Here is a 15,344-nt window from a genome sequence, read left to right on the forward strand (position 1 = left end):
GTCGGTCAACGTCGTGCGGATCAAGGTTGCCTCCCATTTGGCAGCCTTGAATCAGCCAGCGATCAGTTTGGAAATCCTCAAACGTCAACACGCCCTAGGCACGCCAATCCGTGAACATATCGTCACGAGTACGAACGCGGCGCAAACCAACAAGGCCGCACTTTCGGCAAATCCAGTCACGCCATGCATGTTCTTCTCCTGATATCATGTCGCAGGAAAGGCCAATACCTGTATTCTCTAAACGTGCGACCGCGCCCACTGCGCTATCTGCGCGGCAGGCATTACACCGCTCGTCCTCGCGATTTCCTTGCCGCCTCTGAAAAGGATCATGGTCGGAATGCCGCGGATGCCGTAGCGCCCCGCGATCTGCTGTTCGGCTTCGGTATCGAGCTTGCCGAGGCGGACATGGGGCTCGAGCGAACGCGCCGCCGCCTCGAACTGCGGTGCCATGACCTTGCATGGTCCGCACCATTCCGCCCAGAAATCGACGAGCAGCGGCAGTTCGGCATTGGCGTGCCGGTCGAAATTGGCCTCGGTGAGCACGACCGGCCGGCCCTCGAACAGGGCGGCGCCGCAGCGGCCGCAGTTGGGGGTGTCCGTCAGGCGCTCCTGCGGGACGCGGTTCACTGAACTGCATTTCGGGCAAGCAACGGTGGGCATTCTGTTCTTCCTTCGTGTTTCGTTTCGGAGAGGGCCGCAGACCGGCGCCGTTCAGCGCGAGGCCGAGGCCCCGCGGGCTTCCCGGTGGCGCGGTCCGGGCAGGTATTCGACACCGCCGCCCTGGCGGCGCACGGGCTGCGGGTAGAGGGTCATCAGCTCGAAGATTTCCTGGGGCATGTCGGTTCTTACCGGCAGTCCCATCTCGCGCGCCTCGTCGGCGGAGATCGGATAGTCATGGGTCCAGGTGCCGGTGGCCAGCTGCGCCGCCACGGCCGCCGCCCTTTCCGCGTCCATCTTGTCGGACAAGAGCCGCCGCACAGCCGCCTCGACCTGGGCGATCGCCTTGCGCCCGACATCGGCCATCACCAAGGTCTGGTCGTCGACCTCGGCAATCGGCTTCTGTTCCACGACCCGGATGAGCGAAGCGGCCGGCATCTGGCCGAGTTGCGGATCGACCGGACCCAGCACGGTGTGGTCGCACATCACGATCTCGTCCGCTGCCAGGGCGATCAGGGTTCCCCCCGACATGGCATAGTGCGGCACGAAAACCGTGACCTTGCCCTTGTGTCCCTGGATGGCGCGGGCGATCTGCGTGGCGGCCAAGACCAGCCCTCCGGGCGTGTGCAGCACGATGTCGAGCGGCATCTCGGCATCCGTCATCTGGATGGCGCGCAGAACCTCCTCGGAATCGTTCACATCGATGTAGCGCACCAGGGGAAATCCCAGGAGGTTCATCGTCTCCTGCCGGTGGATCATCAGGATCACCCGACTTGCTCGCGTCTTCTCGATCTGGGCGATCTTCCGCGCGCGCATCGCCTCGAGATACTTCCTCTGCAGGGCCGGCTGCAGCGCCGAGGCGATGAAGAACAGCCATAGCAATTGCATCAGATCCATGGACTTCCTCCTCCCTGTCTTCGGCCATCCGGCAGGAAGCCGTAGATCCCTTCGTCGCGATAGTATCGGCGATGGGCGCCGGCGGGCCTGCGCAGAAGCGGTGTGGCGAGCCATCCTGCGACGAAGCCGCCGATATGCGCCCACCAGGCGATCCCGCCGCTTGCCGTGTCGCCGAGCGAGATCAGGCCGGGGATGACCTGCATGGCGAACCAGATCATCGCAAAGGCCAGCGCGCTGACCTCGAAGAACAGCGGGATGATCAGGATCGACACGATCACGACGATCCGGGCCGCCGGGAACATCCGGGCATAGCACCCGATCACCCCCGCGATGGCACCGGACGCGCCGAGGGCGGGCACGGCCGAGTCGGGGTAGGCAAGGGCATGGGCCAGCCCCGCGGCCACACCGCAGAAGAGATAGAACAGCGCGAACCGCACCGGCCCGAGCCGGTCCTCCACAGCCGGGCCGAAGATCCACAGCGTCCACCTGTTGAGGATGAGGTGAAGCCAGCCCGCATGAAGGAAGATGTCGGTCAGGAATGGCGTCCAGTCGGAAGGGGCGACGAGGCTCAGTTGCCCGAAGAAGCGCGAGGGAACCAGCGCAAAGTCGAACAGGAACCGGTCGAGCACGCGCGGCGGCAGCCCGACCTGATAGAGGAGCGCAAGGGCGCTGATACCAATGACCGACCAGACGACGATCGGCGGGTATCGGCGTGCGACGGTGTCAGCCCACGGGAACATGCGACGCCTCCTCGCGCCTGTGGCCGGCCGTCGTCACGGTTTCTTCCCTACGACTGTCACACCCGTCCAGGCCGGGGGATCGGAGGCGGGAAAGGATTCGAGCGAGGCTTCGAGGACCGGGTCGAAACTCTCCCTGTCGCTGGTAGACGGGTCGGCCGTGCTCTCATGCTGGACGCCTCTTGAGAGGCGGCGATCGGGGCGGAACGGGACCCGGAAGGCTCCCGGGGCATCGACGCCCCTGTGCAGCCGGTGGCGCGTCTCCCCCGCCCACGGGTTCGCCGCACGGGCCTTTCCGACGTCCTCGCGCACGACATATCGCCAGTCCTGCCGCTCGGCGAAGTCCACGGCGCTGTCGCGATCCGGAAACTTCAGCCGAATCGGACGATAGGGATCGCCGCTTGCCGTCCATCCCATCAGCGGCTCGATCTGCGGCGGCCGGGACGGCTCGAACTCGAGGACCCAGTAGCTGGGCCGAGGCGCCGATGTCATCGCGGAACGGGCAGGACGGTAGATGATTGCCGTCGGCACGTCCCAGGATGGCAGATCGGTTCCGGGAATTTTCGGCGGGAATGGTGGACGATTATGGCCGCGCATATCAGTTCTCCCGGGTGTCGGTGGATACGAGAAGGTGACGTCCGAGATCGTCGAGTTTTTCCATTCGCCTCGAATTCAGGCGAACGGCGCGTTCGGTGTTCTGCGAAGGAAAGGCAGCAGCGTGCAGGACGTCCGACCGCATCGCTATCGTGAGATCGGCGACGGCATTCATCACGCGCTCTCCGTCCCCGTCCGAGAGCGTGCCGTCAGCAAAACCGGACTGCAAGCTCTCCAGTACCTGCTCGAAGCTGGACACGACCCCTGCACTCGCGACCACAGCCAGCTTGTGGCTGAGAACACGCAGTTCATCGATCAGCTTCGCATCGTGCCTTGCGGTTTCCACGATCTCTGCGACCTTCTCGATGCAGGCCATGTAAATGTCGCATTGCTGCTGGAGGATGATGACCCTTCCTTCCTTGCGAAGCTCGAGATCGGTCTGGCGATTGAGAAGCGCCGCGGTCAGAATGATCGTCACGACAGCGCCGAGGAAGATGAGCGTCATCTCCTGCGCGAAAGGCAGTATGTCTTCGGCAAGATACATCGAACGAAAAAAGAAAACGATGCCGATGCCCAAGGCAGCGGCCGCAGCAGCAAATGCCAAGTCAGGCAGGCGGTTCGACATCAGCACCTCGCATTTTCGGTGTCAGGTGGCATGCACGGCCTTGCATCGGCGTCCGGCGCCTCTGCGTCCGGGTGCCGCAGGAAGATTGGCGTCGGACCACTGCCGAACGGATTGAAGCCGGTGCTCAGGCAACGGTCGAAGATCGTTTCGTCCCATCGGGTGAAATCGTGCTCCTCGCCGGCAAGTCGCCCGTCATCCACCACAGGGCACCTCACGCCTATGCCGATGGGGGAGCGTCATCGAAGGCCGCACCGTCCGAACGATCCGCCTTGCGAAGCCGCAGCCCGAGGAGGATCATCATCACCCCGAAGATCGCGGCGTAGAAGCCGATCAGCCAGCCGAGCGCGAGGAAGCTTTCGACCGGGCGCGTCAGCAGCATCCAGGTCACGACGACACCGAGAACGACCGAGACGAGGCCGCTCAGGATCAGCCAGATCTCGCCCTCGATTTCCTTGCGCAGGCGGATTGCTGCCGCGATCTCGAGGGCACCCGAGAACACGGACCAGAATGCGATGCTGGCCCAGAGGAATGTCGCAAGCACAAGCGTCGCCACGAACGGCGAGAAGACCACGACAACCCCCGTGGCGATCCCCAGAATGCCGCTGAACATCAGCCAGCCCCAGCGATCGCCCCCGCGGATGTTGCGGACGGCGGCGACGAGGCCGAACACGCCATCGGCGAAGGCGAAAGCGCCGAAGACCAGCGTCAGAGCAAGCAGCGACTCCGCAGGCATGAGGAAGGCGAGAACCGCGATCACCAGCGCCAGGACACCGCGCAGCACGAACAGCCACCAGTTCCCGGACAGGCTGCACAGCATGTCCTGCATCGTGTCGGATTGGTTTGCAGAGGTTGTCGTCATTGGTCCATCTCCTGTTCAGGTTTCAACTCAGTAGTACCGATTGTCTCCGCGCCGGCCAGGGCGGCCGCCACGCGGCGGCGGTCCTCGACCGGCTGAGGCAGACACTGCGTCCGGGCAATTTCCCTTTCCACGGGCGCGCGCCCCGATGCCTCGCCGATCAACCCGGCTTCGACCAGCGTGCCGCGCAGTGTCTCCGCCGCGTTCTCTGCAATCTTCAACACTTCCGCCTCAGTGAGACCCAGGAGGTGCGCCGTCTCCGCGATCGTGGCGTCTTCCAGGTACATCCGATACAGGACGCGGCGCTCGACCGGAGCAAGATCTGCGATAGCCCGGTGCAGTGCCATGGCGATATCATGACGATCCACTTCGGTCTCGGGGTCTGTGCCGCCGTCGTCGGCGATGAGGTCCTCCAGCATCAGCACTTCGTCGGGCTGGTAGAACTCGAACATCGCCTGATCCGCCTCGGTCGGATCCTCCGCCGGGGCCTCGGGTTCCGCCTCGATCGAGGCGGCATCCTCGGGCACCGCGCGGCGCGCAGCCTGCGCCTCCGCCTCGACGGTCTCGAAGGCCAGCTGCGTCAGCCAGTCCCGGACGGAGAATTCGGTCGGCCGCCGCTCGAAGCGGTTGAGCCCGTTGAGGATCGTCGCATCGACGATATCGCCAACGCTCAGGTAGCCAGCCGGCACGGACCCGCTACACTCGAGATAGGTCAACTCGCGCCTGACGGTGTCATAGATCGTATCGAGATGATCCTCGATCAGGTCGAAGAAGAGTTGGCGCCGGTCCGCTTCCGCCGCATCCCACGCGGGCGGCAGCGGGGCGCCGATCCGGCGCCGGCGGGCGGGACGTTTGTATTCAGACTCGTGCTTGAGGCGCGCCACATGCCGGTCAACCCGCTGGCGCAGGTCGGCAAAGGCCTTGCGCAGGACAGGCTCGATCACGAACCCCTCTTCCTGTGCCGCGATCACGCCCGAGGGCAGTTGCAGGCGCAGGCTGACCTGGATGCGCGTCTTGCCCCTCGTCTGGGAGGCGACGACTTCGAGCCGGACGAGATCCTCGCGGAAGCGTACAAGATGCGGTTCAAGTTGCCGCACCTCTTCCTCGATGACCTCAGGCGCGCGCTGTTGGCCGTGCCGGTCGAGATTGCGAAATGCTCTGATGACTTCCATGCCGTATGACCTTGCTTGTCGCTTTTTGACGAAATGAGCCGGCGCGACCGTCATCGCGCCGGCCAGTCCTTCACGACGTCATCCGGTAGACTTATCGCCCTTGGACTGCTCCTTATCCTTAGCGTCGACCGGGACATCGGGCGTCGGAGCGTCCGCCTTGTTTTCGGCAACTTCGCTGGGCTCCTCGATCCCGGCCTTGGCCTGATCGTCCGGGCTGTCGTCACCGGTGTCCTTTACGATCTTTTCGAACACGACCTTCTGTTCGTCCGCTGACCAGGCGACGCGGACCTTGTCGCCATCCTCGGTCCGCCCCGAGAGCAGTTCGCGAGCCAACTCGGTCTCCAGCTCCGACCGGATCAGCCGGCGCAGCTCGCGGGCACCGAATTCGGGACGGAAGCCGACCGCGCCGAAGTGATCCACGACGCTCACGTCGAATTCGAGTTCGATGCCCTGGGTAAGGGCGGTCCGCTTCACCCGGTTGAGCTGCAACTCGACGATCTGGCGGATCTCCGACTGATTCAGCGAATGAAAGACGATGATCTCGTCGATCCGGTTGATGAACTCTGGCCGGAAATGACCGCGCAACACCTCCATCAGTTCGGATTTCTGCTTGGCCTCGTCGAACTCACTGCTGCCGCGTTTCGTGAGGTTGCGCTGGATGATGTCCGAACCGAGGTTCGAGGTGGCGATGATGATGGTGTTGGTGAAGTCCACCACGCGGCCCTTGCCGTCGGTCAGCCGACCGTCGTCGAACACCTGCAACAGAATGTTGTAGACATCCGGGTGCGCCTTCTCGATCTCGTCGAGGAGCACGACCGAGTAGGGCCGACGGCGCACCTTCTCGGTCAGTTGCCCGCCTTCGTCGTATCCGACGTAGCCGGGAGGCGCGCCCACCAGCCGGGCGACCGAGTGGCGCTCGCCATACTCGGACATGTCGATGCGGATGATTGCGTCCTGATCGCCAAAGATTACTTCGGCGAGCGTCTTGGCCAGTTCCGTCTTGCCAACCCCGGTCGGCCCGAGGAAGAGGAATGTCGCGGTCGGGCCGCGTCCCTCGCGCAGTCCTGCGCGCGCCAGGCGCACCGCATCCGCCACGGCGCGGATGGCCTCTTCCTGGCCGATGACGCGCTCGTGCAGCTTCTCCTCGAGCTTGAGGAGCTTGTCTTTCTCCTCGGTGGTCAGCTCCGTGACCGGAACGCCGGTGATCTTGGAGACGATCTGCGCGACGTGATCGGCGCGCACCTCGGCGGTCGCCGAAGCCTGGTCGCGCTTCCAGATTTCCAGAAGCTCGTCCAGCTCCTTCTGCTTCTGCTCCAGCTCCTTCTTCAGTTCCGCTGCCCGGTCGAATTGCTTGCGGGCTGCGGCATAGTCCTGTTCGCGCTTGATCTGCGCGACCTCGGCTTCCAGCTCCTGGACTTCCACGGGGCGCGCCGTGGCGCTGATCTTCACCCGCGCGGCTGCCTGATCGATCAGGTCGATCGCCTTGTCGGGCATGAAGCGACCGGTGATATAGCGATCCGAAAGCTCCGCGGCGGCGATGATGGCCTCGTCGGTGATCGTCACCTTGTGGTGCGCCTCCAGCGTGTCGCGCAGGCCGCGCAGGATCATGATGACCTGAGCTATCGTGGGTTCCTCGACATAAACCGGCTGGAACCGTCGCTCGAGCGCCGCGTCCTTCTCGATGTATTTCTGGTACTCGTTGAGCGTCGTCGCGCCGATCAGGTTCAGCTCGCCCCGCGCCAGCGCCGGCTTGAAGGTGTTGGCGATGTCGAGACCGCCTTCGCCACCGCCCTGGCCGGCGCCGACGATGGTGTGGATCTCGTCGATGAACAGGATCAGGCTGTCCTTCTCCTCGGTGATCTCCTTGAGGATCTTCTGGACTCGCTCCTCGAACTCGCCGCGATACTTCGACCCGGCCACCATCGAGTTGATGTTGAGCTCGACCAGCCGCTTGTCGCGCAGCGCCTCGGGCACTTCGCCCGCGACGATCCGTTGTGCAAGTCCCTCGACGATGGCGGTCTTGCCCACGCCGGGCTCGCCGATCAGCACCGGGTTGTTCTTTTTCCGGCGGGCCAGCACTTCGATCGTCGTCTCGATCTCGCGGGCGCGGCCGATGACGGGATCAAGCTTGCCCTCGCGGGCGAGCTTCGTCAGGTCACGGCTGAACTGGTCGAGATCGGGTGTGCTGGAAGGCGCCTCCACGCGGCCTTCCTCGGCTCCCTTGCCCACGACCTTGGTCACCTGCTGACGCAGCGCCTGCGGCGTCAACCCCAGCTTGCGCAGCATCGCGGCCGCGAGGCCTTCGCCCTCTTCGGCGAGCCCGATCAGCAGATGTTCCGGCCCGACATAGGAATGGCCAAGCTCGTTCGAGGCGATGAAGGCCCGGTTCAGCGCGTCCTTGAGACGCGGGCTGACACCGATTTCGCCTTCCGTCCTGGCCTCTCCACGCTTCGCTTCCTTCTCGATCTGGCGCCGCAGATCGTCCACATCGACCTTGAACTGTTCCAGGATCGTCTTGACGACGTCAGACGAGGTCAGTGCCAGAAGCAGATGTTCGGTATCGACCTCGCTGCGCCCGAATTCCACGGCCTTCTGTGCGGCATCCTGCAGCAGCTTGTTGCCCTGTTCGCTCAGCCGGTCGGCGATGGTGCGTCCGCCGCCGCGCCGCGATCCACGCCGCGGCGCGCCCTCGCCGAAAGTGGCGTCGACGACAGCGTCATCGCCATCACCCATGGAGCCGAGCGTGCCGCCTCGCAGCGGACTGTCACCAAAGAGGCTGCCGAAACCGCTCTCGCCGAAGAATTCGTCAAGAAGGGAACGCCGTCCGAACAGGGACTCCAGCGGCGAGGCGCTGCGCCCCGACCGGCGCGCCATTTCGCTGTAATGCTGATCGCACAGCTCCATGTTCTGAACTTTGCCGTTCACCGAGGCGCGCACGCGCGCCGTCGCCGGGCGACCGCAAATATCGCAAGCTCCGTTTGCCATTCGTCTTCTCCGTTTTCATTGTCCAGTCAGGGTTGGTCGCCGATCATCTGCGCCAGTGACAGTGTCACGCAGCGACCGCCTCCGTTCTTTTCACCTTGGACCCAATTGCCACAAGATCGGGCTCGTCCAGTGTCTCTCGTTGCAGGAGATCCTGCGCCGATTGCTCGAGAAGATCCAGATTGGATTCAAGAAGGGTGAGGGTGCGCTTGAACACGCCATCCACGATGTCGCGCACCTTCGCGTCCATTCGCTCGGCCGTGGCCTCGCTGTAGCGGCGGTTGAGCCAGGACGCCTGATCGCCGGTGCCGAGAAAGCCGGGCCGATCGGTGTCGTAGCTGACATGCCCGAGGTCTTCGTCCATCCCGTACCGCGCGACCATGGCGCGGGCGATGTCGGTCGCCTTGACCAGATCGTCCGCCGCCCCGGTCGAGACATGATCGTAGATGATCTTCTCGGCCGCGCGCCCGCCAAGCAGGACTGCGATCTTGTTTTCGAGTTCCTCCCGCGTCATCAGGAAGCGGTCCTCGGTCGGGCGCTGGATGGTGTAGCCGAGCGCGCCAATCCCGCGCGGTATGATCGAGACCTTGTGCACCGGGTCCACCCCCGGCAGAGCCATCGCCACCAGCGCGTGCCCCATCTCGTGGTGCGCCACGATCTCGCGTTCGCGCGGATTGAGCACGCGGTTCTTCTTTTCCAACCCGGCGATGATGCGTTCCACCGCATTGTTGAAGTCGTCCATCGTCACCGCATCAGCCTTCCGCCGCGTGGCGAGCAATGCTGCCTCGTTGACGAGATTGGCAAGGTCCGCCCCGGAAAAGCCGGGAGTAAGCGCTGCGACCTTCTCGGCATCGACGTCTGGGGCGAGCTTCACCTTTTTCATGTGAACGCCGAGGATCTGCACACGTCCCTTCTTATCCGGCCGATCCACCAGCACCTGCCGGTCGAAGCGGCCCGCGCGGAGAAGCGCGGGGTCGAGGATCTCGGGTCGGTTGGTGGCGGCCAGGAGCACGATGCCCACCGAAGGGTCGAAGCCGTCGAGCTCGGTCAGAAGCTGGTTCAGCGTCTGCTCACGCTCATCATGGCCACCGGCGATCTGGCCGGAAGAGCGCGCCCTCCCAAGAGCGTCGAGTTCGTCGATGAAGATGATTGCCGGGGCCGATTTCCGGGCCTGCTCGAAGAGGTCGCGCACCCGTGCGGCACCGACGCCCACGAACATCTCGACGAACTCGGAGCCCGAGATTGAAAAGAAGGTCACGCCCGCCTCGCCTGCCACCGCGCGCGCCAGAAGCGTCTTGCCGGTGCCCGGCGGCCCGACGAGCAATATGCCTTTGGGGATATGTGCGCCCAGCTTTCCGTATTCGGCGGGGTTCCTGAGGAACTCCACGACCTCCTCGAGCTCGGCCTTGGCCTCGTCCACACCGGCCACGTCGGCGAAGCTGACGCCGGTTTCTTTTTCCATGTAAACTTTGGCCTTGCTGCGGCCGACCTGCATGAAGCCGCCAAAACCCTGCTTGTCGGCGAACTTGCGGAACAGCAGCATCCAGATTCCGAAGAAGACAAGCGCTGGCGCCACCCAGGAAATCAGTGTGCCGAAAAAAGTATTCTGAGGAACGCCCGTGATCTCGACGCCGGAGCGGTCGATCCGCTGCAGGATCGCGGGATCCACGACCGTCGTCACGAACTGGCTCTTGCCGTCGACGGGTTCGGTGAAGGTGCCGGTGATGGTGTCTGACCCGACCGCGACCGACCCGACCCTGCCGTCCTCGAGATAGGTTTCGAATTGGCTGTAGCTGATGGGAGCCACGGATTGCCAGCCGGCGATCAGATCCTGGATGAAGATCACGGCTATGAAAGCCAACACCCAGTACCAGATGTTGTATTCGGTCTTCTTTTCCATACGGCTTTTCCTTTTCCCTAGCGCCCGAGCCGCGCCCTGATCCGCTCGAGCAGCGCCAGCAGAATGCGCCTCTCGTCCGCCGACAGATCCTGCAGGATCTCATCTTCGAGCGCCGATTGCCGCGGCGCGAGCTCCTCCAGCATCGCCCTGGCCTTTGGCGTTGCCGTGACGATCTGCGCCCGTCGGTCGTCGGGTGACGCCCACCGCTCTACCCAACCGCCCCGGACCATGCGATCGACGAGCTGGCCCGCAGTGGCCGGGCCGACCTCAAGTCGGTCGGCCAGATCGCCGATGGTCAGCCCGGGCGCATCTTCGACATGCGCCGCCGCCATCCAGGACAGGCGGGTCAGGCCGCTGTCGCCAATCTCGTTGTCGATCCGCTGCTGGATGAGCTGCGCGACCCGGTGGATCGTCGTCCCGATCAGGGCAAGATCAGAAGAGATCATAGGTATCCTTCCTCCGGTTGCATGAGACACAGGATAGACCGCACTCCATCCAAAGTGCAATGCACGCATCATATATGCTTGCATAATAAATGGAACCGCCTATCTTGATGGGCGGTCTCCGAACCCACATCCGGCCGGCACCGTTGCCCGGTCCCTCCATGCCGACGGTTCGGGGGCATCGATCAGCAACAGGAGGCCAGCAATGCTCTATCCGACATATCTGCGCCGCAGCGATCCCTTCGCGCTGATGCGCTCCATGATGCGCGATCTCGACCGCGGTTTCTGGCCGCCGGCCCGCGCGGCGTTCCCGGCGGTGAATGTCTGGCAAGGCCCTGAGGCCGTTGCCATCGCCGCTGAACTTCCCGGCATCGAACCGGGCGACATTGAAATTTCGGTCAAGGACAACGTCCTGACGCTGTCGGGCGAACGCAAGGCGCCCGAGGTTCCCGAAGGTGCGCGCTGGCACCGCAACGAACGCGGTTATGGCAAGTTTTCCCGCGCTATCCGCCTGCCATTCGCGGCCTCGGATGACAAGGTCGAGGCGAGGATGACGAACGGCGTATTGCGGATCGTCATCTCCCGGCCCGAGGCAGAAAAGCCAAGGAAAATCGAGATCAAGGCAGCCTGAGAGGAGCTGGAACGATGAGCACCGACATCACGCAAGCCACCGAAAAGACGCCGACCGACGCGCCCGAGACCGCCGGCGGCGGCCGCATCTACCGCCCGCTGACCGATATCGTCGAGACCGATCAGGGTGTCTCCATGATGCTCGAAATGCCTGGGGTCGCCGCCGATGCGGTCGAGATCACACTCGAAAACCGCGTGCTGACGATCCGCGGCAAGGTTGACCCGGTGCGGCCGGAAAACCTCGAACTTGCCTATGCCGAATATGGCGAGGGTGATTTCGAGAGGGCCTTCACGCTTTCCGAGGATTTCGACCCCGACAGGATCGAGGCCGAGATGCGCGGAGGCGTCCTCACCCTGACGCTCCCCCGAGCCCCTGAAGCGCAGCCGAAAAAGATCGCCGTCAAGGGTGCCTGAAAACCGAAGGAGACACCATCATGCAGATCAAGGACCTGATCCCCTGGGCGCGCAAGGACGGCGCGCCAGACGCCAAGAGCAGCGAAGACAACCCGATGGCGACGCTCCAGCGCGAAATGAACCATGTGTTCGAGAACTTCTGGAACCGTGTCGGTCATTTCGAATGGCCCTTTGGCAGCGGCGAGGCGAAATCCGACGTGGTCGAGACCGACAACGCGATCGAAGTGTCGATCGAGCTGCCGGGCATGGAGATGAAGGACATCGAGGTGACGGTCAACGATGACATGTTGACTGTGAAGGGGGAGAAGAAGATCGAGCGCCAGGAGGAGAAGAAGGGATACTACCTCTCCGAGCGCAGCTACGGCGCGATCTACCGGACAATTCCGCTCCCCCCCGGTGTGGATGGCGAAAAGGCGCAAGCCTCCTTCAAGAACGGGGTTCTGACGATCAAGCTGCCCCAGACTCCCGAGGCGCAGGCCAAGGTCAGGAAAATCGCGGTCAAGGAGGCCTGAGCCGGGCATTGATCGTGCCAACTCTGCGGCGAAACCGCCGTAGAACCAATCACAGCCGAAAGGAACAGACTGATGAAACTCAGGAATCTTTACGCGGGAACAGCTTTGGCCCTGCTGATTGTCAGCGCCGGCCCTTCCTGGTCTCAGGATACGGCTCAGGCGGAAGCTGAAGCGCAGGCGGTCACCCGGGAGCAGGTCGAAGAGAGCGTGACCGCCGAAACCGATTCACAGCTCGCCGATAAACGCACCGCCGTGATCCAGGAGGCGGTCGACGCGCTCCATGAAACGAACGCTGCGATCGCCGCGATCGAGAAGGGCGATATAGATGCGGCGATTGCTGCGCTCGCGTTGGCCACGGGGAAGCTCGAGACCGTCGTCGCGCGTGAACCGGATCTCGCTTTGGCGCCCGTACGGATCGATCATATCACCTATGACGTTCTGGGCAGCGTCGAAGCCGTCCGAGAACTCGGCAAACAGATCGAGGACTTGGTCGACGATGGGAAGTTCCAGGAAGCGAGACCGCTGCTGAGCGGGTTCGCGTCCGAGGTTGTCATCCGGACAACCAGCCTTCCGCTTGCGACCTATCCCGACGCGATCCTTGCAGCGACGGCACTGCTTGATGACGGAAAGACCGACGAAGCGATGACGGTACTCAACGCCGCACTGAGCACCCAGGTGGTGACCGACACAGTGGTCGCCCTGCCTCCGCTCAGAGCCGTAGCGATGATCGAGAAGGCCAAAGCTCTGCTCAATGACGACGGTGAGGCGGCAAACGACAAGGCCGCTACTGAAGATAAAGCCGCTACTGAAGATAAAGCCGCTACTGAAGATAAAGCCGCTACTGAAGATGCCGATCTGACGGCCGCCGACTATGTTGAGGCGGCACGCCAGGAACTCAAAATCGCCGAAGCGCTCGGCTACGGCCGCGAAAGCGATTTCGAGGATCTGCATGAGGCGCTGGATGAGTTGGACCGTCAGATTGAGGCGCAGGAGGATACCGGAGGGATCTTCGAAACGATTGCGACCCGGTTCGAGGAACTTCGAACGCGCATCTTCAACTAAAAGAGAACCTCTAATGGAGCCCCGCCGCAAACGAGACCAGCGGCGGGGCTCTTTCGCAGGAAGACTGAGGAGCGATCGATAGTCTGGGCCCGGAGTCCCGGTTCTCGAAACATAACAATTGGTTCCTGGCTCCATCGCAGGTAAAGAATTTCCGAATGATCCCGGTCTGCGGCGAAGCCAGGGAGAGCTTGTCTATTCGGGGGGAACTTCGAGGGGTACTGATGAAAGACCTGAAACCATCAGGGCTAACCCGTGAACAATGGTCGGCGATGACGCTCTACGAGAAGTTCGAGCAAGTTGTCATCTTCGTCCTCAGCGTCATCATTGCGGCGATCGTCGTGGCGTCGGTCTGGGCGCTGATGCGCGAAGTCGTGAACCGCTTGCTTCTGGGGGCATTCGACACGCTCGACTACGCCACTTTCCAGGTGGTGTTCGGCATGATCTTCACTGTGGTGATCGCGCTCGAGTTCAAGCGCTCCCTTCTTGTTGCGACCGAACGCAGCTTCGGGATCCTCCAGGTCCGCACGATCGTGCTGATCGCGCTCCTCGCCATCGCGCGCAAATTCATCATCCTGGACCTCGGCGAGACGGAATCATCCAAGATTGCCGCACTCGCGGGCGCGGCGCTTGCGCTCGGCGCTGTCCACTGGCTGGTGCGCGATCAGGACCGGCGCGAACTCGGAGGCCACGAGACGCGATGACCGCGGCCTCCGCCAGCCACCGCCTGCTCAATTTCGTGCAATCGGCGCTGCTGCTCGGGCTCATGGCCGCGATCGCCTGGATCGCGGTGACAGCGATCGTCGGACCCGAGACCGGTCTCCTCATGGCGCTCGCGATGGTCGGGGGTCTCCTGTTTGCGCCCGCGCTGCCACGCCGGCTGCTCCTCTCGGCCTATCAGGCGCAGCGGCTCACCGGTCGTGATGCCCCCGGTCTCGTCGCGGCCCTGGCCGAACTCGCCCGCAGGGCCGGGCTGCAGCGCGCGCCGGCGCTTTATCGCGTGCCGAGCCGGCTGCCGAACGCCTTCGCCCTGGGCAGCCCCCAAGACAGCGCCATCTGCGTCACCGACGGTCTGCTCGACCTGCTCGACGGCCGAGAACTCGCCGCGGTTCTGGCGCATGAGATCGGGCATATCGCCAACCGCGACCTGTGGATCATGAGCCTCGCAGACATGATGTCGCGCCTCGTCTCGCTGGCAAGCTGGCTCGGACAGTTGCTTCTACTCCTCAACCTGCCTCTGGTCCTGGCAGGCATGGTCCATGTGCCTTGGCATGTCGTGATTCTCCTTGTCTTCGCGCCCACCCTCATGGCGCTGGTCCAACTCGGCCTTTCGCGGACGCGCGAGTACGACGCCGACCGCGCCGCCGCAGAGCTGACCGGCGATCCGGAGGGGCTCGTGCGCGCGCTCGTCAAGCTCGAACGCCGGGTCGGTCGGTTCTGGGAGGAGATCCTTCTGCCCGGCCGCCGCATTCCGGAGCCCTCGTTGCTCAGGACGCATCCCCCGACCGAAAGCCGAATCCGCCGCCTCCGGGACTTGGTCATGGGGCGCACGAGCCCGATCCCCGCCCTTGTCGGCTACCCGACCACAAGGATACCGCTGGGAGGGAGACCGCCTCGGTTCCATCGCCTTGGGCTCTACTGGTAGGCCTGCAGGGAAGCTGGATCGCCCTGGAGAACGGCGACCTGTCAGAAGGCAGGTCTTCCAGAGAAGGTTGGATATCAGGCCCATTCCCTCCGCCACTTGCCCCTGCGAAAGCGTTCTCCCGATCGTAACCGGCCGATTGTTACCGCGGCGGTTGAGCCTTGAAGCGTTGCGCGAGTTCAGGATCGCTAACGAAGTCGTCGAGGAACTGGTGCCAGGTTTCT

General features: G+C 63.6%; 17 protein-coding genes. 7 read left to right on the plus strand and 10 right to left on the minus strand.

Annotation, left to right across the window (positions count from 1 at the left end; translation table 11 throughout):
• Positions 1 to 202 (plus strand): hypothetical protein (locus tag PARHAE_RS21245; protein WP_164555309.1); only part of this gene is annotated, 202 nt, incomplete at its 5' end.
• Positions 203 to 237: 35 nt separating this feature from the next.
• On the opposite strand, the gene trxC is transcribed toward PARHAE_RS21245, so the two are convergent.
• The 10 genes from trxC to PARHAE_RS17680 all read right to left on the minus strand — a co-directional run bounded on the left by trxC (position 238) and on the right by PARHAE_RS17680 (position 10,866).
• Positions 238 to 660: a thioredoxin TrxC gene (gene trxC / locus PARHAE_RS17630; protein WP_126155871.1), complete on the minus strand. Its 423-nt coding sequence runs from the start codon at positions 658 to 660 to the stop codon at positions 238 to 240.
• A gap of 51 nt (positions 661 to 711) precedes the next feature.
• Positions 712 to 1,554, minus strand: a complete 843-nt coding sequence (locus tag PARHAE_RS17635; RefSeq protein WP_126155872.1) for an SDH family Clp fold serine proteinase — start codon at positions 1,552 to 1,554, stop codon at positions 712 to 714.
• Positions 1,545 to 2,294 carry a rhomboid family intramembrane serine protease gene (locus PARHAE_RS17640; protein ID WP_126155873.1) on the minus strand — a complete coding sequence of 250 codons (750 nt, stop codon included), beginning with the start codon at positions 2,292 to 2,294 and terminating at the stop codon, positions 1,545 to 1,547. The genes PARHAE_RS17635 and PARHAE_RS17640 overlap by 10 nt, the downstream gene beginning before the upstream one ends.
• A 33-nt stretch (positions 2,295 to 2,327) precedes the next feature.
• On the minus strand, positions 2,328 to 2,888 hold the full coding sequence (locus tag PARHAE_RS17645; protein WP_126155874.1) for an NADH dehydrogenase ubiquinone Fe-S protein 4: 561 nt from the start codon (positions 2,886 to 2,888) through the stop codon (positions 2,328 to 2,330).
• Between the two features lies 1 nt (position 2,889).
• Positions 2,890 to 3,510, minus strand: coding sequence for a hypothetical protein (locus PARHAE_RS17650; RefSeq protein ID WP_126155875.1), 621 nt, complete (start codon positions 3,508 to 3,510; stop codon positions 2,890 to 2,892).
• 217 nt (positions 3,511 to 3,727) lie between these two features.
• Positions 3,728 to 4,336, minus strand: a complete 609-nt coding sequence (locus tag PARHAE_RS17660; RefSeq protein ID WP_338142934.1) for a DUF308 domain-containing protein — start codon at positions 4,334 to 4,336, stop codon at positions 3,728 to 3,730.
• A gap of 29 nt (positions 4,337 to 4,365) precedes the next feature.
• Entirely contained in the window at positions 4,366 to 5,538 is a 1,173-nt protein-coding gene (locus tag PARHAE_RS17665; protein ID WP_126155878.1) for an RNA polymerase sigma factor, read from the minus strand.
• Between the two features lie 78 nt (positions 5,539 to 5,616).
• Positions 5,617 to 8,523 carry an ATP-dependent Clp protease ATP-binding subunit gene (locus PARHAE_RS17670; RefSeq protein WP_126155879.1) on the minus strand — a complete coding sequence of 969 codons (2,907 nt, stop codon included), beginning with the start codon at positions 8,521 to 8,523 and terminating at the stop codon, positions 5,617 to 5,619.
• Between the two features lie 64 nt (positions 8,524 to 8,587).
• Positions 8,588 to 10,420 carry an ATP-dependent zinc metalloprotease FtsH gene (ftsH, locus tag PARHAE_RS17675; protein WP_126155880.1) on the minus strand — a complete coding sequence of 611 codons (1,833 nt, stop codon included), beginning with the start codon at positions 10,418 to 10,420 and terminating at the stop codon, positions 8,588 to 8,590.
• A 17-nt stretch (positions 10,421 to 10,437) separates the two neighbouring features.
• A complete protein-coding gene (locus PARHAE_RS17680) occupies positions 10,438 to 10,866 on the minus strand; it encodes a MarR family winged helix-turn-helix transcriptional regulator (RefSeq protein WP_126155881.1) in 429 nt (142 codons plus the stop codon).
• Between the two features lie 202 nt (positions 10,867 to 11,068).
• Here PARHAE_RS17680 and PARHAE_RS17685 point away from each other — a divergent pair, with 202 nt between their 5' ends.
• The 6 genes from PARHAE_RS17685 (at position 11,069) to PARHAE_RS17710 (ending at position 15,123) form a co-directional block, all read left to right on the plus strand.
• Positions 11,069 to 11,494, plus strand: a complete 426-nt coding sequence (locus tag PARHAE_RS17685; protein WP_126155882.1) for an Hsp20/alpha crystallin family protein — start codon at positions 11,069 to 11,071, stop codon at positions 11,492 to 11,494.
• 14 nt (positions 11,495 to 11,508) lie between these two features.
• Positions 11,509 to 11,907, plus strand: a complete 399-nt coding sequence (locus PARHAE_RS17690) for an Hsp20/alpha crystallin family protein (protein WP_126155883.1) — start codon at positions 11,509 to 11,511, stop codon at positions 11,905 to 11,907.
• 20 nt (positions 11,908 to 11,927) lie between these two features.
• Positions 11,928 to 12,419, plus strand: coding sequence for an Hsp20/alpha crystallin family protein (locus PARHAE_RS17695; RefSeq protein ID WP_126155884.1), 492 nt, complete (start codon positions 11,928 to 11,930; stop codon positions 12,417 to 12,419).
• Positions 12,420 to 12,491: 72 nt separating this feature from the next.
• Positions 12,492 to 13,481 (plus strand): YfdX family protein, encoded by a 990-nt coding sequence (locus tag PARHAE_RS17700; protein ID WP_126155885.1) that lies wholly within the window; start codon positions 12,492 to 12,494, stop codon positions 13,479 to 13,481.
• Positions 13,482 to 13,702: 221 nt separating this feature from the next.
• Entirely contained in the window at positions 13,703 to 14,182 is a 480-nt protein-coding gene (locus PARHAE_RS17705) for a phosphate-starvation-inducible PsiE family protein (RefSeq protein ID WP_126155886.1), read from the plus strand.
• Positions 14,179 to 15,123 carry a zinc metalloprotease HtpX gene (locus tag PARHAE_RS17710; RefSeq protein WP_126155887.1) on the plus strand — a complete coding sequence of 315 codons (945 nt, stop codon included), beginning with the start codon at positions 14,179 to 14,181 and terminating at the stop codon, positions 15,121 to 15,123. The genes PARHAE_RS17705 and PARHAE_RS17710 overlap by 4 nt, the downstream gene beginning before the upstream one ends.
• Positions 15,124 to 15,344: the final 221 nt, after the last annotated feature.

It is taken from the genome of Paracoccus haematequi (assembly GCF_900631945.1).
Lineage (GTDB): Bacteria > Pseudomonadota > Alphaproteobacteria > Rhodobacterales > Rhodobacteraceae > Paracoccus > Paracoccus haematequi_A.